The following is a 22,485-nucleotide window of genomic DNA, read 5'->3' as shown; positions in this document are numbered from 1 at the left end:
GGTTTGGACCCCAAGGCGCTTGTAGGAGCGACCCCGGTCGCGACAAGCCTCCCCAAGCGCACGATCACCACCACGTCAACCACGCGCTATCGCGTAATCGCCAATGCCTCGGGATTGACCAGGTTGCGCGGCGCACCGGCGGCAAATGCCAGCACATTGTCGAACGCCGCTTCGAAGTACAGCGCATAGCTGTCGCTTTCCACGTAGCCCAGATGCGGCGTCGCCAGCACGCGCGGATGCTGCAGCAGCGGGTCGCGCGGATCCAGCACCGGCTCGCGTTCGAATACATCCACCGCCGCCTGTGCCGGCCGGCCCGCATCCAGCGCGGCCAGCAAGGCGCCGGGCGCGATCAGCTCGGCGCGGCTGGTGTTGACCAGCAACGCATCCGGACGCATCCAGGCCAGATCCTGCGCGTTGATCTGGTGGCGGGTCTGCGCGGTCAGGCGCCGATGCAGCGACAGCACATCGCTGCGTTCGAACAGGTCCTGCCGGCTGGCGGCGATGTCGAAGCCATCGCGCGCGGCCTGTGCGCACGAGGCCTCGCCGCCCCACACCAGCACCTGCATGCCGAATGCACGCCCGAAGCCGGCCACGCGCTGGCCGATGCGCCCGTAACTCCAGATGCCCAACGTGCGCCCATGCAACGCGCGCCCCAGACCGGGATCGCCCAGCGCCTGCCAGCGGCCCTGGTGCAGCGCGCGCTGGTACTCACTCAGGCGCCGGCTGGCCGACAGGATCAAGGCCCAGGTCAGTTCGGCCGGCGCCACCGGCGAGCCGACGCCTTCGGCCACCGCCACCCCGAACTCGGTGCACGCGGCCACATCCACATGCGCACCGATCCGGCCGGTCTGGCTGATCAACTTGAGTCGCGGCAGTCGCCGCAACAGCGTGGCGTCCACGCGGGTGCGTTCGCGGATCAGCACCAGCGCATCGGCTTCGACCAGCCGCTCGGCCCATTCGTTGGGGTCGGTGGCCAGCGCGCCCAGCACCTGCACATCGTGGCCGTGCAGGCGCTGCAGGCAGGGCAGGTGACGCACGGCGCCCTGGTAATCGTCGGGCACCAGGATGCGCATCAGCGCGGCTTGGTCGGCAACGGGAACGGCGTGACCACCTTGTCGCCGGTGGTGGCATCGCGGATCACCGACTGGCCCTTCTTCTCGACTTCCTCGATGCGCACGATGCTCTGCATCGGCAGGTGCAGCGTCTTGGTGTTGCCGAACTCTTCGCGCAGGCGCTCTTCGGTGGGGTCGACCACCAGCCCGTCGTGCACGTCGAATACCAGCTCGCCGATCTGGTTGAAGCCCCACAGATGGCTGCCGGTGACCTGGCGGGCGTAGAGCTCGTAGACCTTGCCGTGATTGAGGAAGGTGACTTTGTACAGAGGCTTGGACATGCAGCGATTATAGGCGCGCCACCGCGCAGCGACGCAGCGCGCAGCCGGCGCAACACTGCGCTCCGGTGCGCCTTGCACGATTGCCGCCGCGCTAGAACCCGTGGCGCTTGCGCAGCCGCCGCGCGATCGCCGCGCGCACATACAGCCCGTACACGATGCCGAACACGAACCCGGCGATATGCGCCGACCACGCCACCATGCCGAAGGCCGGGCCGATATAGGCGAACACCACCTGCAGCAGCGCCCAGGCGCCGATCAGCAACGGCGCCGGTACCCGGATGAATTCCAGAAACAGCCCCAGCGGCAGCACCACGCCCAGCTTGGCGCCGGGAAACAGTGCCAGATAGGTGCCGATCAACGCCGACACCGCGCCCGAGGCGCCGATGATCACCCGGTCCGGGGTGCCGATCGCGAAGATTGCCGCCAGATTGGAGGCCGCGCCACCGACCAGGAACAGCAACAGCAGGCGCCACGGCCCGAGGATGCGCTCGGCCGGCAGCCCGAAGATCAGCAGGAACACCAGGTTGCCGAGCAGGTGCGACCAGTCCGCATGCAGGAACAACGCGGTGAACAGCCGCAGCACGCTGCCGTCGCGCAGCGTCGCCCACCAGTCGCCAAGGTTGGACACGCCGCTGGACAGCGCGCCCCAGTCCAGCCACAGCGTATTGCGTGCCTCGCCGGGCCGGCTGATCGACCACAGGTAGGCCAGCCAGACGGCTGCGAACAGCAACGGCACTGCCCAGCGCGGGGTGGGTTTCTTGCGGGAAGGGAGAGAGACGAACATCGGAGTGGCACTCTAGCGGGTTCACGCTCCTGAACCCATCCCTAACCTGTCCAGACGATCAAAACGTGCTTCGTTATTGTTCGGTTAATTGTGGTGGGTATACTGCGTACGGCGTCGTATGTCGGGGGGGGGTCTCCGGCGCGCTCCAGCAGCCACTTGGCGCTGGGCGCGGGCGCTGTACCGACCACTGCAGTCTTTATCCGGAGAGCACCACCTTATGTCTACCGCTTCCACTCTCAGCCGCGCCACCCTGTTGGCCGTCGGTATTGCCGGCGTACTCGCCGTTGGCCAGGCCCACGGCGCCGCCTTCCAGCTGAAGGAAAACAGCGCCAAGGGTCTTGGCCGTGCCTTCGCCGGTTCGGGCAGCGCCCCGGACGATGCCTCGATCATCGCCAACAACCCGGCCGGCATGCGCCAGCTGGACGGTCGCCTGTTCCAGGCCGACGTCAGCGCCATCAGCTTCTCGGCCAAGTTCCAGCCCGACACCGCCACCTACGCCAACGGCGCCCCGGTCTCCGGCGGCAATGGCGGCGACGCCGGCATGATCGCGCCGGTCCCGGCGATGTACTTCCACGTGCCGTTCGGCGAGAACGACAACATGCACCTGGGTACCTCGCTGACCGTGCCGTTCGGCTTCAAGACCGAATACGACCGCGACTGGGTCGGCCGCTACCACGGCACCAAGACCGAGCTGCAGGCGATCGACTTCAATGTCGCGTTCTCCTATGACGTGAACCCGTACGTGTCCTTCGGTGCCTCGGTGTTCGCCGAGCGTCTGGATATCGACCTGGCCAATGCGGTCGATTTCGGCAGCGTGCTGGCCGCGCGCCGCGTGCCGGGCTTCGCGCCGGGCAATGCCGATGGCTACTCGCGCATCAAGGGCGACAGCACCGAAGTGGGCTTCACCCTCGGCGGCTTGTTCAGCATCGACGAGAACACCCACATCGGCTTCAGCTACCGCTCGGAAGTGGAGCACAAGATCACCGACGGCGATGCCGACTTCACCGTGCCGGGTCCGGCTGCGGCAGTCCTGGGCGTTGCCGCGCCGGGCACCTTCGTCGACACCAAGGGCCGCGCCACCGTCAAGCTGCCGGCCAGCGCCACCGCCAGCTTCACCCACAACGTGAACGAGCAGTGGTCGATCATGGCCGACGTCACCCGCACCGCCTGGAGCAAGTTCGACCAGGTGACGGTGGACTTCGCCTCCAACCAGCCCGACAGCGTGCTGGACTTCTCCTACCGCGACACCACCTTCGCCTCGATCGGTGCCGACTACCGCATGAGCGAGACGCTGACCCTGCGTGGCGGCCTGGCGTACGACCAGACCCCGACCACCGCCGAGCACCGCGACGTGCGCGTGCCGGATGCGAGCCGCAAGTGGGTCTCGCTGGGTCTGAGCTGGCGTCCGTCGCAGCAGGCCGAATACAACTTCGGTTACACCCACCTGTTCACCAGCGACCCGACCAGCGACACCCGCAGTGCCACCGGCGACCGCCTGGCGGGCAGCTACAAGGTGAAGGGCGACGTGCTGGCCGCTTCGGTCAACTACAAGTTCTGATCGTCGTAGCACCACGCGTGTAACGAAAAACCCCGCTTCGGCGGGGTTTTTCTTTGCTGCCTTGCGTGCGCCGCCGGGCGCGCTGTGCAGGCGGTAGCGCAGATTGCTATGGTCGTGCGCATGAGCCAACCCGACTTCATCCAGATCACCGACAACGCCGTCTCGCGCGAGGATTGCGCCGCCATCGTGCAACGCATGCGCGACAGCCAGCAGCTGCATCCCGGCCGTATCGGTGGCGGCGTGTTTCCCGAACTCAAACACAGCCGCGACCTGCGCATCAGCGGCGTAGCCGAGTGGGCGGCGGTGGAAAACCGCCTGCAGCAAGCGGTGTTCGAAGGCGTGCTGACCTATCTGCGGCATTATCCACAAGCCCTGATCTCACCGCTGATGCTGCAGGTCACCACCGCCGACGGTAGCCCGCACCGGCTGGTGGCCGAGGACATCGCGCAGATGAGCGACCAGGCGCTGGGCGACCTGGCCCGTACCTGCCTGCGCCCGGGCGCGATCAACCTGCAGTGGTACACCGCCGACCAGGGCGGCTATCCCTACTGGCATTGCGAGCTGTATCCACGCGATGCCAGCGCCGACACATTGCACCGGCATCTGCTGTGGACGCTGTACCTCAACGACGAGTTCGAACAGGGCGAGACCGAATTCCTGTTCCAGCAGCGCAAGGCCCGCCCGCGCACCGGCAGCCTGCTGATCGCCCCCACCGCCTTCACCCACACCCACCGCGGCAACCGCCCGGTCGGCGGCGACAAGTTCATCGCCACCAGCTGGATCCTGTTCCAGTCGGCGAGTGCCTTGTACGGCGGGGATTCGTGATTGGGGATTGGGGATTGGTAAGGGCAGGTCATTGCAGTGCGTCGGCTGTTACGAATCCCCAATCCCAAATCCCCAATCCCCGCCCCTAGAACAGACTGCCTTGCGGCGACTGCGGCACCGGCTTGGCCGGCGGAGCGGGGCGGCGGAACTTGGTCGTGTCCAATGCCGGCATGTCGCGTGCGTCGAAACCGCTGCGGCGCTGGGCCAGGGCGAAGCGGCGTGCCAGCAACTCCGCGTAGACGCCCTGGCCGCGCAGGCGTGTGCCGAAGGCGCTGTCGTAATCCTTGCCGCCGCGCAGTTGCTGGATCGTGCTCATCACGTGCCCGGCGCGTTGCGGGTGATGGGTCTGCAACCAGTCGCGGAACAGTGGCGCCACTTCGTGCGGCAGCCGCAACAACACATAGCCGGCACTGTGCGCGCCGGCAGCGGACGCGGCCTGCAGGATCGCTTCCAGCTCATGGTCGTTGATCCACGGGATCACCGGGGCGGCCATCACCCCGACCGGCACGCCGGCCTCGTGCAGTGCCCGCATCGCGCGCAGGCGGGCATGCGGTGCGGATGCGCGCGGTTCCAGCCTGGCCGACAGATGCGGGTCCAGCGTGGTCACCGAAAAATGCACGTTGACCAGGCCCTCGCGTGCCAGCGGTGCGAGCAGGTCCAGATCGCGGGTGACCAACGCATTCTTGGTGATCAGCGTGAACGGGTGCCGGGTCTCCCACAGCACCTCGATCAGGTGCCGCGTCAGTGCGCGTTTGCGCTCGATCGGCTGGTAGGCATCGGTGTTGATGCCCAGTGCGATCGGGCTGGGCACATAGCCCGGGCGCGACAATTCTCGGCGCAACAGCTCCGGCGCGTTGGTCTTGGCGAACAGCTTGGTCTCGAAATCCAGCCCGGGCGACAGATTGAGATAGGCATGCGAAGGCCGCGCAAAGCAGTAGCTGCAGCCATGCTCGCACCCACGATACGGATTGACCGATTGCGAAAAGCCGATGTCCGGCGATTGATTGCGGCTGATGATGCTGCGCGCGGTTTCCTCGGTGACCTGGGTGCGCAGCGCCGGCGCGGCGAACTCCTCGCCGTCGTCGGCGTACCAGCCATCGTCCACCGGTTGTTGGGTGGTGGTTTCGAAGCGTCCGGGCAGATGGCCGGTCGCACCACGGCCCTTGATCGCTGTTGCCATCGCCGCATCGTACGGCCGGCGGGTCTCAATCGATGCGACCAGGGGCGCGCCACGATGAAGCTTTCAGACCCGGCGCGGCGATCGCATCGTCCCCACGCTCACCGCAGCGGAGCGTGCGCCCCGTAGAATCCGCGCATGCTCGCATCCGTACAGAGCGCGTGGGAGTGGCTGGCCACCATTCCCCACCTCGAAGCGCTTCTCCTCGCCGCCTACGTGCTGTACTTGCTGTGGATCGCCAGCTGGATCGTGCTGCAGAAGCGCGAACCGGTGGCCACACTCAGCTGGGTGCTGTCGCTGGCGGCGCTGCCGTACCTGGGCCTGCTGATCTACTACTGGCTCGGCCCGCAGAAGGTCAAACGCCAGCGACTGCGGCGCGGCCGTTCGCGCTCGGGCATGGAGAGCTACAGCAGCGTCTGCCCGCCGGACGCGGACTGCACCGAGCTGGCCAAGATCGCCCAGTCCACCACCGGGCTGGCCCCCAGCAGCGCCACCGAGGTGCACTGGCTGGTCGATGGCGCGGCCACCTATGCGGCCATCATCGAGGCCATCCGCGGTGCGCGCGACCATATCCATCTGCAGTACTACATCTTCCAGCCCGACCACAGCGGCACCGCGATCTGCGATGCGCTGATGGAGCGCGCACGCGCCGGGGTCAAGGTGCGTCTGCTGATGGACGCAGTGGGTTCGTCGGCGATGACCCGGCGCAGCTTGCGCACGCTGCGGGCGGCCGGGGTGGAGACCGCCTGGTTCCATCCATCCCAGCTGCTCAAGCCGTTCAAGCGGCCATGGTTGAACCTGCGCACCCACCGCAAAGTGGTCGTGGTCGACGGCAGGATCGGCTTCACCGGCGGCATCAACGTCACCGACGAAGAGAACGAGCAGGTCCGCAGCGATGCCTACCGCGACCTGCACATGCGCCTGCAGGGCCACGTGGTGCGCAGCCTGCAGCTGGTGTTCCTGGAAGACTGGCTGTACGCCACCGGGCAGGGCCGCGCTGCCTTCCACGGCCAGCAGCTATGGCCCGAGGACGTGCCGAGCCGTGCGCAGGGCGATGTCGACGCGCAGGTGCTGGTCTCCGGCCCGGATTCGTCGTGGGAGTCCATCCACCGGCTGATGGTCGCTGCGATTCACGAAGCCCGGCATCGGGTCTGGCTGGTCACGCCGTATTTCGTGCCCGGCGAGGCCGCGCGCATGGCGCTGACCTCGGCCGCACTGGGCGGCCTGGACGTGCGCCTGCTGGTGCCGCGCGTCAGCGACTCGCGTCTGGTCACCTACGCGGCGCGTTCGTATTTCGACGAGCTGCTCGAGGCCGGCGTGCGCATCTACGAATACGGCCCGCGCATGCTGCACACCAAGGCGTTGCTGGCCGACGACGAGGTCTGCATCGTCGGCAGCGCCAATTTCGACAGCCGCAGCTTTCGCCTGAATTTCGAGCTGTCGATGCTGTTCCGCGACCAGGCGGTGGCCGCCGAGCTGGCCGGTTTGATCGACGCCGACCTGCAGCAGGCGCAGGAAGTGCGCTTCGCCCGCCACCGGCCATTGTGGCGATCGCGGCTGCCCGAAGCCTGCGCACGGCTGCTGTCACCGCTGCTCTGAGCCGCATCGCCGCGCCCACGTGGAACCATGCCGGGCGCGGCGCTACACTGCCGCCACTGATCGGGGAGCTCGTCATGCACTGGCTGTTTCTGCTTATGGCATTGGGTGCGCTGGTGCTGGCTTTCAGCACGCCGCACGTGTGGTTGCTGGTGGCCTCGCTGCTGGTGGCACTGCTGTTGCTGTTGCTGTGGACGCGCGGCTGGTTCGCCTCGCGCATGGGGGATACCCAGCGCGATACCAGCAGCCTGATCGATCCGGCCGAGCTGCGCCGCCTGCGCGAGATCGCCGAAGCCCGCAAGGCGGCCGCCCTCAACGCCACGCGCGACGGCGAGCCGCAGGCCTGAGACCGACGCAGTGACCACCCAGCTCAGCGTCAACGTCAACAAGATCGCGGTGTTGCGCAATTCGCGCGGCGGCCACGATCCGGATGTGGTGCAGGCCGCACGCACCTGCATTGCCGCCGGTGCGCACGGCATCACCGTGCACCCGCGCCCGGACCAGCGGCATATCCGCGCCGACGATGTGCTGGCGCTGAGCGCGCTGACACGCGAGCACGGCGTTGAATTCAATATCGAAGGCAACCCGTTCGCACCGCCGCGCGACGGTTATCCGGGCCTGCTGGACTTATGTCGTGCCACCCGCCCCGAACAGGTCACCCTGGTACCGGATGGCGATGGACAACTGACGTCCGACCACGGTTTCGATTTTGCCCAGGACACCGCCCAACTGGCCACGCTGATCGCCTCGTTCAAGGCGATCGGTGCTCGCGTCAGTCTGTTTGTCGATGCCGAAAATCCCGCTATCGCGCAGGCGGCAGCACTCGGTGCAGACCGGATCGAGTTGTACACCGGCCCATATGCGCACGCGCATCTGAGCGGCCAGCCGGATGCTGCATTCAAGCTGTTTTCCGACGCAGCGCAGCGCGCCGCCGCCGCAGGTCTGGGCATCAATGCCGGCCACGATTTGTCGCAGGCCAATCTCGGCGACTTTCTGAGCGCTGTCCCCGGCGTACTCGAAGTCTCGATCGGTCATGCATTGATCAGCGAAGCCTTGTATCAAGGCCTGGATGCGACCGTGCGCGCCTATCTGGACATACTGCGCGGCGCATCGATCAGCGCTTGAGATAATCAAGTCGATTATATGGATGCGTTGTCTAGTTTCTAGGTATTGCATCGGGGCAGGGCTTCTGCCCCGATGCAATCGTTATCGATGACTTGCGGCTGATTTACCATGCTGGTTAATCACCCATTTATTGCACAAAACTGATGCGATCCACCTGCGCATTCTTGGCTGCAGCCAGCACCTTGGCCATCACCGCGTATTCGGCATCCGCACTGACGGCGATGCGCAGCTCTGGCTGATTGCCGGCTGCCTGGCGCATCTGTTCGATCAACCTGGGCTGCAATTGCTGCAGCGTTATCGGGCTGGCATTCCAGAACACTTGCCCGCTGGCGTCCACACGCAACCCGATCGGTGCAGGCGGGTCCATGCGTGACTGGGCCTGCTCGCTGCGCTGTGGCAGGTCCACCGTGATTGGCCGCGCCAGCATCGGAGCGGTGACGATGAAGATAATCAACAACACCAACATGACATCCACCAGCGGCGTGACATTGATCTCCGCCAGCGGTCCCCGATTGCCTGCCGTACTGAAAGCCATGACTGCCTCCTGTGCTATGAGCGTGGGTGCTGCACGATCGAGCATACACCTGGTCGGCAGTCAGGGAAGGGCAGGGCAGACGCCTCTGGCGGGCCGAGCCCCGAAGCGTGCCGTTGCGACTTGCCGCTGCAGCTCCGGCGGTTTGCTTGCGCGGACGACCTGAGGGTCACTGCATGCATCACTCGCCCGGTGCCCGGGAAACGGATATCACGTCCTGGCAAACAGCCGGCCGCATGCATGCGCGTCGAACATAGCGGCAGCAACCATCCCATTGATCGAGCATAAAAAAACGCCACCGTTTCCGGTGGCGTTGCAGTCGCGTCATGACTGTTGTGTTGCGGTCTTGCGATGTCTTACTGCATGAAGCCGATTTTCTTCATCTGCGAGTTCTTCGCCGCAGCAAGGACCTTGGCCATCACTTCGTACTCCGCATCTTCATTGGCGTCGATGCGCAGTTCCGGCTGATTGGTCGGATCGGCCTGCACCACTTCTTCCATCTTCTGCTGCAACTGCGCGACCGGGGTCGGGCTGTTGTTCCAGAACACCTGGTTGCTGGCGTCGATCCGCAACTCGATCGGCGGCGGCGGTTCGGTCGTCTGCGGTGGCGGGTTGAGCACCCGCTGCGGCAGATCCACAGCGATCGGGTAAGTCATGATCGGCGCGGTCACGATGAAGATGATCAGCAGCACCAACATCACGTCCACCAGGGGCGTGACATTGATGTCGGCCATTGGGCCGCGGTTTCCACCGGTACTGAATGCCATGGCTTACTGCCCCTTCTCTTTGGTTGCGACGAAGCCGACGTCCAACATGCCCTGACCCTGCGCGATCTTGGTGATCTCGTTGATCGTACGCATCTTGGTCGTGCGGTCGCCACGCAAATTGAGCGGCGGCTGCGGTGTCTGCTGTGCGGCGGTGGACAGGCGCGATTCCAAGGCTTCCTTGGAAATCGGCTCGTCGTTCCAGTACAGCGACCCGTCTTCCTTGACGGCCAGGGTGATCGGCGCGGCGCGTTTCTCCGCATCTTCCTTCTGGATCAGGTTGGCCTCTGGCAGCTCCACCTTGACCTTATGGGACATCAGCGGTGCCGTAATGATGAAGATGATCAGCAGCACCAACATCACGTCCACGAGGGGCGTCACGTTGATGTCGGCCATCGGGCCACCGCTGTTTCCACTACTGAAGGCCATAACGGGCTCCGTCTAAATCGTTGCGAAGTCGTTCTTTACTACGGATTAGCGAACGCGCGAACCAGTGGCGAAGAAGTCGTGCAGGTCGTGGGCAAAGGTGTCGAACTTGGCGATCACCGAGCTGTTGACCTTGGAGAAGAAGTTGAACGCGAACACGGCCGGGATGGCGACGAACAGACCGATCGCGGTCATGATCAGCGCTTCACCCACCGGGCCGGCAACGGCGTCGATGGAGGCCGAACCGGTTGCACCGATCTTGATCAGCGCGCCGTAGATGCCCCACACCGTACCGAGCAGACCGACGAACGGCGCGGTCGCACCGACGGTGGCCAGCAGGGTCATGCCCGACTGCAGCTTGGTGCTTTCGCGGGTCACGGCCTGACGCAGGGCGCGATCGACGAATTCCGAACGGCTCAGGCTCTCGCCCAGGCCACCGGTGCTGCCTTCGGCGCGCTGGTGGTGAGCAGCAGCCTGCGCTGCATCCAGTGCGATCTTGGAGAACGGCTCGGAAGCCGGCTGCTCTTCCATGGCGCGGATGGCGTCCTGTGCATTCGGGGCATCCCAGAACGCGGTGGTGACGCGGTCAGCCGCGCTCTTCAGACGGGTGGCACGGAAGATATTGATGACAGTCCAGTACCAGGAGGCAGCGGACATGGCGATCAGGGTGATCAGAACGACCCAGGACACGGCGAAATCGCCGGGGCTGGACGTCATTTCAGTGATCAAGTGCTCGAAGCCCATCTGCGACAGGGCGGCCGACGGATTGGAGCCCCCTGCAGCGGCGGCGATAAAGAATTCCTGCAGCATGACGCTTACCTTTGTTGTGTGTGGTGATGAAGGGTGGAGCGAAAGGAAGACAGGATCCTGGGCCGACCGTGGCCGGCCCGTGGGATCAGTTCAGAGCAAAGTTGACCGGGACGCGGACACGTCCGGCGGCTTTCTGCCCGTTGACAGTGGAGGCGTTGAACTTCCACTTGCGTGCTGCGTCCATCGCGGCACGGTCAAGGTCGCGGTTGCGGCTGGACTTTTCGACCGACACATTGGTCACGTTGCCGTTGGCATCCACATCCACGATCAGGATGACCTCACCTTGGACACCGGCACGGAATGCAGCCGGCGGGTACTTCGGCGGGTTCATGTTCTTGGACGAGATATCGACACTGGCGCCGATGTCACTCGGCGGTTGCGGCGGAGCCGGCGGGCTCGGCGGCGTGACGATATCGCTGGGACGCGGTTCGGGAACATCGACAACCGGAGCTTCCGGCGGCGGCGGAACCGGTGACGGCTTCGGCGGCGACAGATTCTTGACCGGCGGTGGCGGCTTGTCTTCCGGCGGCGGCGGCGGCGGCGGCGGCGGGGGAGGAGGCGGTGCATCCACCAAGGTGACCATGGTGGTGCGCTCCTTCTCTGCCGGAGCCTTCGGCGCCACTGCAGGGATCAGCAACATCATCAGTGCAGTGAGGTGCAAGGCAATTACGAAAGCAATGCCGATAATGCGGGCCCAGCTCAGACCCTGGTTCCCGGCATCATAGTCATGCCTGTGGATAACGAGTTGTTCCGTCATGCGCCAATGGCTCTTTCAGTGGGGGCCCCGGATCACTGTGATGATCCCCAGGTTTTCGGACGGCTTTGACACCGCAGGAACCCCCAAGCTTATACCAATCCCGAGTCCTGTAACCACTAAAAACACAGGGATTTCGGGGGTTTATTTTCTTTTTTACTTCAGATTGATGATCTTCTTGGCGTCATCAGGTTTTTTGACACCCTTGGCGATTGCCTGCTGCGCGGCCTGCTTGGCCTCCGGGATGCGACCTTCCGAATGCAGCACCTTGGCCAGATTCAGATAGGTCTCGCCGTCCTTGGAAAGCGGTGCGGCCTTTTGCCAATTCTCGATCGCCTTGGGCACGTCGTCGCTGTAGTAATACGACTGTGCCAGCGCAAGGTATGTCTGATAATCGGGTTTAAGGATGCCTTTTTGCATACCTTCATTGATGACCGCGATGACGTCCTTTTCCTTGTTCTCGGTGTTGGCGTAGATGGAATACAACTGCTTGTACTCCTTTTCTTCGGTCAACTGCCCGGCAGCGCGCAGCTTGTCCATCACTGCGGCGGCCTTGTCCATCTGGTCGGCCTGCATATACATGCTGGCCAGGTTGAGCTGGGCCTTCTTGTCGTTCGGCGTCTTGGCGGCGAGCGCTTCGGCAGCGGCCACCGCTTCACCGGTCTGGCCGGCTTCGGCGTAGGACGCCATCAGCAACTGGTTCCAGGTGTCCTTCGGCTCGGGCGAGGCGGCGATGGCCTGCTTTAGCACCGGAATGGCTTCCTTGTAGCGCTCGGCCTGGTACAGCGCCTGGCCCTTGAGGATCAGGTCTTCCGGGCGCTGCGACTTGCTCTCTTCCAGATACTTGTCCAGCGTGGCCAGACCTTCGGCCTGCTGGTCGTCCTGCATCTGCAACTGCGCCAGCATCAGCATCGACTGGAACTGGCCGTTGTTGTCCAGCGCATTCAGGCCGATCGCCTGCTGCAGGTACTTCTTGGCAGCAGCAGTGTCGTCCATGTTGTACGCCGCCTGGGCGGCCAGCTGCGACGCCAGCGCCTTATCGGCTTCGTTGGCCGAGCCATTGGCGAGGATCTCGTCGGCCTGGCTGCGCACGGCCGGGAAGTCTTCGCCCTTGTTGAAGGTTTCGATCAGCTTCTGCAGCTTGCTGCCCATCTTGGAGGAGGGCTTGATCGTCGGCGCGGCGCGGGTGGACTGCGGATACAACTCTTCGGCCTTGCCGCTGTTCTTGGACTTGCGGCTGGCACGCTCGGACGACCGATCCGACTGCGCAACCGCGTCGGTGACGACAGCCCCGCCCAGGGACGCGGCGATGAACAGGGACAACAGGGCTTGCTTGCGGTTGAGCAGTTTCATGTTTCACCTCGGACGAGCCGCCGTCGGGCGGTACGAAAAGCGGAATAAACGCTGTACGAAAAATCTGAGCCGGCAAACTTAGCAGAAAGTCTCAGTTCCCGAAAACGGTTTCCATGCTGTGTTGCGACATTCGGTACGTGAGCGCTGCGATATCAGCCGCAACGCGGCACGCGCCCGTCCTGTCGCGCCTGCTGGTAAACCGGTTCGAGTTGATTGACGTCTGCCTGCAGTTCGCGGATGCGATTGGCGGGGTCGGGGTGGGTGGACAGCCACTGCGGCTGGCGATTGCCGCTGGCGGCCATCATGTTCTGCCACAGCGTGACTGCCTGGGCAGGGTCGAAGCCGGCCTGGGCCATCAGGCGCTGGCCGACCACATCGGCCTCGCTTTCCTGGGTGCGCGAGCCGGGCAGCAGGAACACGGTCTGGGCAGTCATCCCGCCGACCTGGTTGACCGCACTAGCGGCGCCGTCGCCGTAGGCCGCACCGGCCAGCGCGCCAATGATGCCCAGGCCGGTCTGCGCGCCGAGCTGGCGGGTGATGCGCTCTTCGTGATGGCGGGAGATCACATGCCCGATTTCGTGCCCGAGCACGGCAGCCAGCTGATCCTGCGTCTTGGCGACAGTGAAGATTCCGGTATTCACGCCGACCTTGCCACCGGGCAGCGCAAAGGCGTTGGCTTCGTTATCCACGAACAGCGCGGTTTCCCAGCGGGTTTCGCGCCACTGCGGCGGCAGCTGCGCCACCAGCGCATTGACCACGCACTGCACGTAGGCGTTCTGCTTGCCGTCGGTGCTGACTTTTTCCTTGGCCTTGGTCTGCGCGAACGATTCGGCGCCAAGCTTGTCGAGCTGGTCCTGCGTGACGCCTCCCACCACCTGTCGGCGGCCGGTCGGCGAGGTTGTGGTGGCACATGCCGTCAGTGCAAAGACGGCGACAACGATCAACAGCCTGGCTTTCATTCAATCCCCCTTGAACCCTGGGGGCATTTTGGCAGGCTCGTCTTAACTTTTCGTCAAACGGCTCAGCCGATGCCAAAAAAGTACAGTGCCGCCAGGGCGGTGGCGTTGTTGACGCCATGCGCCACGATCGGTGCCCATAGCGTGCCGGTGCGCCAGTACAGCCATGCGAACGCCGCCCCCATGCCGCCGTACACCAGCCACAGCTGCACGATGGCAGCCGGTCCGTTGCCGCTGACGCCGGGCACTTCGTGCACCAGCGCAAAGATCGCGCTGCTCAGCGCGATGCCCAGCCAGGGCCGGCCGGCGGCGAGCAGGCGGCCGAACAAGACGCGACGGAACAGCAATTCTTCGTACGCCGGGGCGATCGCCACGGCAAACACCACCAGCGCCAGCGGCCATTGCCTGATGGCTTCTTCCATCAGCGGCAGGTTGGTCGGCACCGGTTTGATGCCCAACGCCGACGCCGCGACGCTGACCAGATTGCTGAGCAGGAACACGCCAACCGCGATCAGCGCGGTCCAACCCCAGGTGGAGGCACGCCTCGCGGCGGCGCGCGAGGCCCGGTGTTCGTCTGCGGTCGCACGGCGGCGCCAGTAATACAGCAGCAGCGCCGGCGAGGCGGTGCTGACCAACGCGGTGAGCAATTGCACCAGCACGCCGGGTTGGCCGATGGTGGCCATGATCTCGCTCGAGGACAGCGTCAGGCCCTGCGCCTTGGCAGCCTGCACGGCACTGACGCCGCGGAACACGCCCCAGAGCGCGAACCCGGCCACGCTCAGCGACAGCAGCAGGCCGGTGGCGATCAGCACATCGATGCCGAAGCCGAGCAATGGCGGCAACAGCGGGGCGGTGCCGGCGGCCGGCGTCGGTACCGGCCGCGGGGAAGGATCTGCGCTCATCGTCGTCCTGAAAAAACCGCAGGCGTCGACGCAACGCCTGAGCGGTGCGCCGACGGGCAACGGTGGCTCAGATGTCCAGGTTGGACACCTTCAGCGCGTTGTCCTCGATGAAGTCGCGGCGTGGCTCGACCACATCGCCCATCAAGGTGCTGAAGATCTGATCGGCGGCCACGGCATCTTCGATACGCACCTGCAACAGGCGACGCGTGTCCGGATTGACCGTGGTTTCCCACAGCTGTTCGGCGTTCATTTCGCCCAGGCCCTTGAAGCGCTGTACCTGGCGGCCGCGCTTGGCCTCTTCCAGCAGCCAGGCATGCGCCTGGGCGAAGCTGGTGATCGGGTGGGTCTTGTTGCCGCGCACGATCTGCGCGCCTTCGCGCACCAGGTCGTGCAGGGCAAGCGAGACCTCGCGCAGCGGACGCAGCTCGCCGCTTTCGAACGCGCCCATCGGCAGCACCTGGGTGAATTCCTCGCCCATGTGCCTGCGCACCGCCACCAGCGACGCCGAGGCGCCATCGGTAGCCGGGTCGAAACGCAGCTGGTAGCGCGCCGTGCCCAAGGTGCCGCGGTTGAGCACCGCCTGCAGCGCATCCAGGGTGGGATGCACCTCGCCTTCGGCCTGCAGCTTGTCCACATCCAGCGGCGGCAGGTCGATCAGCGCGGTGAGCAGCGCCGGGTCGTAGCGGTGTGCGTTGCGCGCGATCGCCTCGTTGGCGCTGGTGAACAGCATCAACAGCTTTTCCAGCGCCTCGCCGGTGATCGGCGGCTCGTCGGTGGCGGGGATCAGCGCCGCGCCTTCGACCGCGTTGCTGGCCAGGTAGGCGTTGAGCGCCGCGTCGTCCTTCAGATACAGCTCGCTCTTGCCCTGCTTGAGCTTGTACAGCGGCGGCAGGCCAATGTAGATGTAGCCGCGCTCGATCAGCTCCGGCATCTGCCGGTAGAAGAAGGTCAGCAGCAGGGTACGGATGTGCGAGCCGTCGACGTCGGCGTCGGTCATCAGGATGATGCGGTGGTAACGCAGCTTGTCCGGGTTGTACTCGTCGCGGCCGATGCCGGTGCCCAGCGCGGTGATCAGCGTGCCGACCTGGTCGGAGGCCAGCATGCGGTCGAAACGCGCGCGTTCGACGTTGAGGATCTTGCCGCGCAGCGGCAGCACCGCCTGATTCTTGCGATTGCGGCCTTGCTTGGCCGAGCCGCCTGCCGAGTCACCCTCGACGATGAACAGCTCGGACAGCGCCGGGTCTTTTTCCTGGCAGTCGGCCAGCTTGCCGGGCAGGCCGGCGATGTCCAGCGCGCCCTTGCGGCGGGTCAGGTCGCGCGCCTTGCGGGCGGCTTCGCGCGCACGGGCGGCGTCGACGATCTTGCCGGTGATGGCCTTGGCTTCGTTCGGATTCTCCTGCAGGAACTCCTGCAGGCGCGCACCGAAGGCGTTTTCCACCGCCGGGCGCACATCCGAGCTGACCAGCTTTTCCTTGGTCTGCGAGGAGAAGCTGGGGTCGGGCACCTTGACCGACAGCACCGCGATCATGCCTTCGCGCATGTCGTCGCCGGTGAGCGCGACCTTGGCCTGCTTGGCGATGCCGTTCTGCTCGATGTAGGTGCTCAGCACCCGCGTCAGCGCGGCGCGGAAGCCGGCCAGGTGGGTGCCGCCATCCTTCTGCGGGATGTTGTTGGTGAAGCAGTACATGGTTTCCTGGTAGGCGTCGGTCCACTGCAGGGCCACGTCCACCACGATGCCATTGTGCTCGCCGGTCACCGAGATCACGTTCGGGTGCAGCGGCGACTTGAGCTGCGCCAGATGCTCGACGAAGCTGCGGATGCCGCCTTCGTAGTGGAAATCGTCGCGACGGCCGTCGCCGCGCTCGTCGATCAGGGTGATCTTGACGCCCGAATTGAGGAACGACAGCTCGCGCAGGCGGCGCGCCAGGATGTCGTAATGGAACTCGACGTCGCTGAAGATCGCCACGGACGGCTTGAAGCGCAGCGTGGTACCGCGCTTGGTCGAGGCTTCCAGCTGCTTGAGCGGGTACTGCGGCTCGCCCAGCGCGTATTCCTGCTGGTAGTGGAAGCCGTCGCGCCAGATGTCCAGCCACAGGTGCTCGGACAGCGCATTGACCACCGACACGCCCACGCCGTGCAGGCCGCCGGATACCTTGTAGCTGTTGTCGTCGAACTTGCCGCCGGCATGCAGCACGGTGAGGATCACCTCCGCCGCGGAGACGCCTTCTTCCTTGTGAATGTCGACCGGCACGCCACGGCCGTTGTCGGACACCGCAACCGATCCATCGACCAGGATCTTGACCACGATGTCGTCGGCATGGCCGGCCAGGGCTTCGTCGACCGAGTTGTCGACCACTTCGAACACCATGTGATGCAGGCCGGTGCCGTCATGGACATCGCCGATGTACATGCCGGGGCGCTTGCGGACGGCTTCCAGGCCACGCAGCACGGTGATCTTGCTGGAGTCGTAGGTGCCGTTGGGGGTGGGCGAGGTGTTTTGTTCGTCGGTCATGCGTGTGCCGTTAGCTCCACAACACGGGCGCAGGCGACGGAAGCCGCATCGCACCGTGGGAAAAGGGGGATAGCCCGGAAATTATACCAGTCGGCCCACCTGCGCCGCCGACGGTTACGCGGAGGGTGTCAACACGGCCACTTCGCCGTGTTCCACGTGGAACCGATGCAGCAGCTTGCCGGATTCGGCCAGGCCGGGCGGCATTTCGGTTGCGGTGATCAGTACCTGCGCCGGTGCGGACGCCAGGCGCTGCAACACGCGCGCCTGGTGGTGGCGGTCCAGTTCCGAGCCCAGGTCGTCCAGGGCGATCACCGGCCATTCGCCGCGCTCGTGGGCGAAATCTTCGGCCTGTGCGAGCAGGCAGGCGAGGGCGGTGAGCTTTGCCTGGCCGCGGGAGAGCGCATCCTTGCCCGGCAATGCATCGAAGGCAGGCGCCCAATCGGCCCGGTGCGGCCCTTGCGAGGTGTAGCCGTTCTGGCGATCACGCTCGCGTGCCAATAGCAGCGCGTCGGCCAACGACACCTCATGGCGCTTCCAGCCCGGTGCGAACGTCAGCGCGGACAGCCCGAGCGACGGGGCGATCGCGGTTGCGACCGGAATCAGTCGCTCCTGCAGGCGCTCCAGATAGCGAAGGCGACGCGATGTCAGCGTTTCGCCGGATTCGGCGAGTTCGTGATCCCAGGCATCGAGCATGCGCGGCTGTGCGCCCTGCTTGAGCAAGGCATTGCGCTGTTTGAGCGCCCGCGCATAGCGCCGCCACAGCGCCAGGAAGTCAGGTTCCACGTGGAACAGACCCCAGTCCAGGAAGCGCCGCCGCGGCTCACCGCCGCCACTGATCAACACATGGCTGCCGGGCTCAAAGGTCACGACAGCCAGCGCGGCACATAAGGCGCCCAACTGGGCGACATCTTCGCCATCCAGCCGCCCCGTCCATTCCTGGCCGCTATGGCGCAGCCCCGCCCGCCGCGTGCGTTCGCCAATCGCGGCGGTTCCTTCGCGCCACTCCACAAAAACTTCCAGATCGCCAGCGCCTTGCTGGATCAGCCCGTCGCGTACACGGCCACGAAAGCTGCGGCCGTAGGCCATCAGATGCAACGCTTCCAGCACACTGGTCTTGCCCGCGCCGTTATCGCCGGTGAGCAGGTTCAAGGAACTGGCGGGGTGAAGGTCGACGGTCTCGAAACGACGAAGTCGATGGATGGACAACCGCACTACGTGCATCGATCGGTCTGCTCTGCGCTGTGATCCGGCATCCCGGTCGGAGCGGAGGATACGTGATCGATGCGGATCCTGCCCGTGCAGACGTGAGGCGACCCGAGGGACAGGCAGGGGACAACCTGTGGATAAAAAGCAGGCCCGAGCAGCCGCTCCCGCTTATCCACAGGTTGTCGCCCCCTCTACACGGGTCTAGACACAGGGTTTCGAGGCCAGAAAGTGTTTTAAGAACAAACACATAGGGTAGTTTCCGGCGAAATCTGGCCCTACCATCACCACCAAGCTCTTAAATTATTTATAGATTTAAAAGCAAAACGCGATGTGCATAACTCAAAAACCCGCTCAAGGACGCTCACGCCAGACGCAGCTGTACGGACTCGGTCGGAGCGGACCACGTTGTCTTTTATGAACTAATTCAGGCTGACTCCAGTCAGTGCGACTTCGCTGGACTACAAACCGCAACGTGTATGACCAACTAATCTCACGGGAGCTGCGACAAAACCAGCTTGTCCCAATGCGGTGAGTGACACGAGGAGAAAGCACGTTGTTCCACGTGTATCCCGTGGACGTGCCAACAACGCCTTCGTAACTCGACAGGTCACGGTTGGGTTTGCCTGCTTGCCCAGAGCACAGCGATCTCACGCGGCGCGTTCCCTAGGCAAGACAGCTCACTGATCCTTGGGCATGTCTGAAACACAGATGGGCAAAGTATCCGTGCTGACGACAGCAGCGCACCGGACTGATGCCAGTTTTTTGATATCGCTCGTGTTCCAACTCACACCCGTCAATCCAAGCAAACGAACCAATGCCCTTGTCCGGTCGTCGAAGTCTGACTATCCGTGAGTGGCGTCTATCGAACCGTTCTTGGCTTGGTAAACGTGCAGCATTGATGCTCTGAGGCTCATGCCAGAAGGCAAAGTAGCTCCGGGTAAGGCACCGACGCATCTGGGCACCCAATACCAGCGCAGAGCGGATGCCCACGGACGCTCAAGCCTCCCAAAGCCTTGCACCGCAACGAACGTAGCGATCTTGACCTCCAAAACGAAAAAGCCCGGCTTTTTCGCCGGGCTCTTCGTGTTCCACGTGGAACGCGACGTCAGAGACGCAGCGGCATCACCACATGGCGGGACTTCTCGCTGCTGGCCTCGCGCACCAGTGCCGACGAATTTGCATCGCGCAGCTGGATAACCACGTGCTCATCGCGCAGTGCAGACAGCGCGTCGAGCAGATAGTTGACGTTGAAGCCGATGGCCAGATCGTCGACCTTGGTGTCGGCCTCGATTTCTTCCTGCGCTTCTTCCTGCTCGGGGTTGTGTGCGCTGATCTTCAGCTGACCCGGTGACACTTCCACCCGCACGCCACGGTACTTCTCGTTCGACAGAATCGCCGCACGCTGCAGCGATGCGCGCAGTGCCTCACGGTCCACCTTGACCTCGCGATCAGCGCCGATCGGAATCACCGCTTCGTAATCCGGGAAGCGGCCGTCGATCAGCTTGGAGGTGAAGGTCACATCGCCACGCTTGACGCGGATATGGCTACGACCGACTTCCAGCTCCACTTCGCGGTCTGCCGCTTCCAGCAGGCGCAGCAGCTCGGTCACGCCCTTGCGCGGCACGATGATCTGGCGCTTGGCACCGCCGGATTTCTCCAGCTCGGTCTCGCACAGTGCCAGACGGTGGCCATCGGTGGCTACGCACCGCAGCAAACCCTCGCGCAGATCAAACAGCAAGCCGTTGAGGTAGTAGCGCACGTCCTGCTGGGCCATGGCGAACGCGGTGCGCTCGATCAGCTCCTTCAACGCCGCCTCTGGCACCGCAACGCGCTCGGTGGCTTCGACTTCGTCCACCGACGGGAAATCGTTGGCAGGCAGCGTGGCCAGGGTGAAGCGGCTACGCCCGGCCTGCACCGTGACCTTGTCGCCGGTCTGCGAGATGGTGACGCGGCTGCCGTCGGGCAGGGCGCGCAGGATGTCGAACAACTTGCGCGCCGGAATCGTGGTTTCGCCGTCCTGCGCGTCTTCCACCATCGTGCGCGAGATCATTTCCACTTCCAGGTCGGTACCGGTCAAGGAGACCTGCCCGTCCTTGACCTGCACCAGCAGATTGGCCAGAACCGGCAGGGTTTGACGGCGTTCGACCACATTGACCACCTGGGCCAATGGTTTGAGGAAGGCTTCGCGCTGCAGTGTAAAACGCATGTGGTTCCGTGCCCCTATGCTTTAAAAGATAATGGAATAAATCAAAAGCTTGGTGGTGATGGTAGGGCCGTTTTCAGCGGATAACCACCATAACTGTTTGTTTCCAAAGACAAATTAGCGCCTGAAAGTCGTTGGACTAGTGCCCCTGGTCTGGCGGTAAAACCTGTGGATAGTTTTCCGCCCGACCTGCGAGGCAACGTTATCCACAGATTCTCCCGCATTTGACCCCAACGTTTCCACGCTTTTCTCCAAGCGGGCCGTCAAGACCGTTGCCGGCTTACTCGCTGAGCTTGCGAATCAGCTTTTCCCAGTCCTCGCGCAGCTTGCCGTCGGCCTCCATCAGCGTGCGGATCTGCCGGCAGGCATGCAGCACGGTGGTGTGGTCGCGGCCGGCGAAGGCGTCGCCGATCTCGGGCAGACTGTGTTCGGTCAGCTCCTTGGCCAGTGCCATCGCCACCTGGCGCGGACGCGCCAGCGAGCGGGTGCGTCGCTTGGAGAGCAGGTCCTTCATCTGCAGGCCGTAGTAGTCCGCCACGGTCTTCTGGATGTTGGGGATGCCGATCGCCTGCTGCTGGGCGCGCAACAGGTCGCGCAGCGTCTCCTGGGCAAATTCCACCGTGATCGACCGGCCGGTGAAGTTGGCGCGTGCCACCAGCGTGTTGAGCGCACCTTCCAGGTCGCGCACGTTGGAGCGCATCTTCTTGGCGATCAAAAACGCCACGTCGTCCGGAATCTCGGCGCCGCGCTCGCGCGCCTTGGCCAGCACGATCGCCGCGCGGGTCTCGAAATCGGGCGGGTCGATCGCCACCGACAGGCCCCAGGCCAGGCGCGACTTCAGCCTCGGCTCCAGGCCTTCGACCTCACGCGGATAGCGGTCGCAGGTCAGGATGATCTGCTGGCGGCCATCGAACAGCGCGTTGAAGGTGTGGAAGAACTCCTCCTGCGTGCGGTCCTTGCCGGCGAAGAACTGGATGTCGTCGATCAGCAGCGCATCGATCTGCTGGAACTGGCGCTTGAACTGGTCCATCGCCTTGTCCTGCAGCGCCCGGATCATCGCGCTGAAGAACTGTTCCGAGCGCAGATACATCACCTTGGCGGCCGGATTGGCCTGGCGCAGCGCGTTGCCGGCGGCAAACATCAGGTGGGTCTTGCCCAGGCCGGTGCTGCCGTACAGCAGCAGCGGGTTGTGGGCGCGGTCGCCCGGCTTCTGCGCGGCCTGGATCGCGGCCGCCAGACCGAGCTGGTTGCTGCGACCCTCGACGAAGTTGGCGAAGGTGTAGTGCGAATCCAGATTGCCGGCGAACGGCACGATCGGCGCGGCAACCGGTGCGCTGGGCGTGGCCATCGGTGCCGGCTGCGGTTCCGGCGCACGCGGACGGGAGCCGACCGCCAGCGCCACTTCGCCGTTGCCGACGAAATACGCCACCAGTTCGCGGATGCGCGGCAGGTAGCGCTCGCGGACCTGGTCGACGATGAAGGCGTTCGGCGCATACAGCACGATGCTGTCGCCGCGGTCTTCGGCTTGCAGGGGTTTCAACCAGGTGTGGACGTCCTCGGGCGGGAATTCGGCTTCGAGACGTTCCAGACAGCGGGGCCAAGCATCCAT

21 protein-coding genes are annotated in these 22,485 nt (G+C 64.6%); 5 read left to right on the top strand and 16 right to left on the bottom strand.

Going from position 1 to position 22,485, the window contains the following annotated elements; translation table 11 throughout:
* Window positions 1-86 precede the first annotated feature (86 nt).
* From AC1PLS_RS00105 to AC1PLS_RS00095, 3 genes are all read right to left on the bottom strand, one after another.
* Window positions 87-1,073, bottom strand: coding sequence for a D-2-hydroxyacid dehydrogenase family protein (locus AC1PLS_RS00105; RefSeq protein ID WP_104553577.1), 987 nt, complete (start codon window positions 1,071-1,073; stop codon window positions 87-89).
* Window positions 1,073-1,393 carry a DUF1820 family protein gene (locus AC1PLS_RS00100; RefSeq protein ID WP_016901574.1) on the bottom strand — a complete coding sequence of 107 codons (321 nt, stop codon included), beginning with the start codon at window positions 1,391-1,393 and terminating at the stop codon, window positions 1,073-1,075. Before AC1PLS_RS00100 ends, AC1PLS_RS00105 begins: the two co-directional genes overlap by 1 nt.
* A 91-nt stretch (window positions 1,394-1,484) precedes the next feature.
* On the bottom strand, window positions 1,485-2,177 hold the full coding sequence (locus tag AC1PLS_RS00095; RefSeq protein ID WP_024939139.1) for a rhomboid family intramembrane serine protease: 693 nt from the start codon (window positions 2,175-2,177) through the stop codon (window positions 1,485-1,487).
* Between the two features lie 217 nt (window positions 2,178-2,394).
* Here AC1PLS_RS00095 and AC1PLS_RS00090 point away from each other — a divergent pair, with 217 nt between their 5' ends.
* A complete protein-coding gene (locus tag AC1PLS_RS00090; RefSeq protein ID WP_024939140.1) occupies window positions 2,395-3,735 on the top strand; it encodes an outer membrane protein transport protein in 1,341 nt (446 codons plus the stop codon).
* Between the two features lie 120 nt (window positions 3,736-3,855).
* Window positions 3,856-4,560, top strand: a complete 705-nt coding sequence (locus tag AC1PLS_RS00085; RefSeq protein WP_104591067.1) for a 2OG-Fe(II) oxygenase — start codon at window positions 3,856-3,858, stop codon at window positions 4,558-4,560.
* A gap of 85 nt (window positions 4,561-4,645) precedes the next feature.
* On the opposite strand, the gene AC1PLS_RS00080 is transcribed toward AC1PLS_RS00085, so the two are convergent.
* Window positions 4,646-5,740 (bottom strand): PA0069 family radical SAM protein, encoded by a 1,095-nt coding sequence (locus AC1PLS_RS00080; protein WP_184380616.1) that lies wholly within the window; start codon window positions 5,738-5,740, stop codon window positions 4,646-4,648.
* Between the two features lie 135 nt (window positions 5,741-5,875).
* Between AC1PLS_RS00080 and cls the strand changes: the two genes are divergently transcribed.
* The 3 genes from cls to AC1PLS_RS00065 all read left to right on the top strand — a co-directional run bounded on the left by cls (window position 5,876) and on the right by AC1PLS_RS00065 (window position 8,458).
* The gene (gene cls, locus AC1PLS_RS00075) at window positions 5,876-7,336 is read left to right on the top strand and encodes a cardiolipin synthase (protein WP_184380614.1); all 1,461 of its coding nucleotides are present in this window, start codon (window positions 5,876-5,878) and stop codon (window positions 7,334-7,336) included.
* A 74-nt stretch (window positions 7,337-7,410) separates the two neighbouring features.
* Window positions 7,411-7,680 carry a hypothetical protein gene (locus AC1PLS_RS00070; RefSeq protein ID WP_024939143.1) on the top strand — a complete coding sequence of 90 codons (270 nt, stop codon included), beginning with the start codon at window positions 7,411-7,413 and terminating at the stop codon, window positions 7,678-7,680.
* Window positions 7,681-7,690: 10 nt separating this feature from the next.
* On the top strand, window positions 7,691-8,458 hold the full coding sequence (locus AC1PLS_RS00065; protein WP_046345199.1) for a pyridoxine 5'-phosphate synthase: 768 nt from the start codon (window positions 7,691-7,693) through the stop codon (window positions 8,456-8,458).
* A gap of 127 nt (window positions 8,459-8,585) precedes the next feature.
* On the opposite strand, the gene AC1PLS_RS00060 is transcribed toward AC1PLS_RS00065, so the two are convergent.
* From AC1PLS_RS00060 to dnaA, 12 genes are all read right to left on the bottom strand, one after another.
* A complete protein-coding gene (locus AC1PLS_RS00060) occupies window positions 8,586-8,993 on the bottom strand; it encodes an ExbD/TolR family protein (protein WP_065033287.1) in 408 nt (135 codons plus the stop codon).
* A 353-nt stretch (window positions 8,994-9,346) separates the two neighbouring features.
* The gene (locus AC1PLS_RS00055) at window positions 9,347-9,757 is read right to left on the bottom strand and encodes an ExbD/TolR family protein (RefSeq protein ID WP_011035269.1); all 411 of its coding nucleotides are present in this window, start codon (window positions 9,755-9,757) and stop codon (window positions 9,347-9,349) included.
* Window positions 9,758-9,760: 3 nt separating this feature from the next.
* Window positions 9,761-10,183: an ExbD/TolR family protein gene (locus AC1PLS_RS00050; protein ID WP_011035268.1), complete on the bottom strand. Its 423-nt coding sequence runs from the start codon at window positions 10,181-10,183 to the stop codon at window positions 9,761-9,763.
* A 45-nt stretch (window positions 10,184-10,228) separates the two neighbouring features.
* Window positions 10,229-10,990, bottom strand: a complete 762-nt coding sequence (gene exbB, locus AC1PLS_RS00045) for a TonB-system energizer ExbB (protein WP_005912445.1) — start codon at window positions 10,988-10,990, stop codon at window positions 10,229-10,231.
* A gap of 85 nt (window positions 10,991-11,075) precedes the next feature.
* Window positions 11,076-11,747 (bottom strand): energy transducer TonB, encoded by a 672-nt coding sequence (locus AC1PLS_RS00040; RefSeq protein ID WP_046345197.1) that lies wholly within the window; start codon window positions 11,745-11,747, stop codon window positions 11,076-11,078.
* 153 nt (window positions 11,748-11,900) lie between these two features.
* Window positions 11,901-13,097, bottom strand: a complete 1,197-nt coding sequence (locus AC1PLS_RS00035; RefSeq protein WP_024939146.1) for a tetratricopeptide repeat protein — start codon at window positions 13,095-13,097, stop codon at window positions 11,901-11,903.
* A 152-nt stretch (window positions 13,098-13,249) separates the two neighbouring features.
* Entirely contained in the window at window positions 13,250-14,056 is an 807-nt protein-coding gene (locus AC1PLS_RS00030; RefSeq protein WP_016901838.1) for a M48 family metallopeptidase, read from the bottom strand.
* A gap of 62 nt (window positions 14,057-14,118) precedes the next feature.
* Entirely contained in the window at window positions 14,119-14,955 is an 837-nt protein-coding gene (locus AC1PLS_RS00025) for a CPBP family intramembrane glutamic endopeptidase (RefSeq protein WP_104577397.1), read from the bottom strand.
* Between the two features lie 67 nt (window positions 14,956-15,022).
* Window positions 15,023-17,467, bottom strand: coding sequence for a DNA topoisomerase (ATP-hydrolyzing) subunit B (gene gyrB / locus AC1PLS_RS00020; RefSeq protein WP_016901840.1), 2,445 nt, complete (start codon window positions 17,465-17,467; stop codon window positions 15,023-15,025).
* A gap of 114 nt (window positions 17,468-17,581) precedes the next feature.
* A complete protein-coding gene (recF, locus tag AC1PLS_RS00015) occupies window positions 17,582-18,688 on the bottom strand; it encodes a DNA replication/repair protein RecF (protein WP_184380610.1) in 1,107 nt (368 codons plus the stop codon).
* 1,090 nt (window positions 18,689-19,778) lie between these two features.
* A complete protein-coding gene (dnaN, locus tag AC1PLS_RS00010; protein WP_016901842.1) occupies window positions 19,779-20,879 on the bottom strand; it encodes a DNA polymerase III subunit beta in 1,101 nt (366 codons plus the stop codon).
* Between the two features lie 277 nt (window positions 20,880-21,156).
* The gene (gene dnaA / locus AC1PLS_RS00005) at window positions 21,157-22,485 is read right to left on the bottom strand and encodes a chromosomal replication initiator protein DnaA (RefSeq protein WP_024939149.1); all 1,329 of its coding nucleotides are present in this window, start codon (window positions 22,483-22,485) and stop codon (window positions 21,157-21,159) included.

This window comes from Xanthomonas sp. NCPPB 3218 (assembly GCF_056725185.1).
Note: the sequence above shows the minus strand (reverse complement) of the source record. Positions and strands in the feature narration are given on the sequence as shown.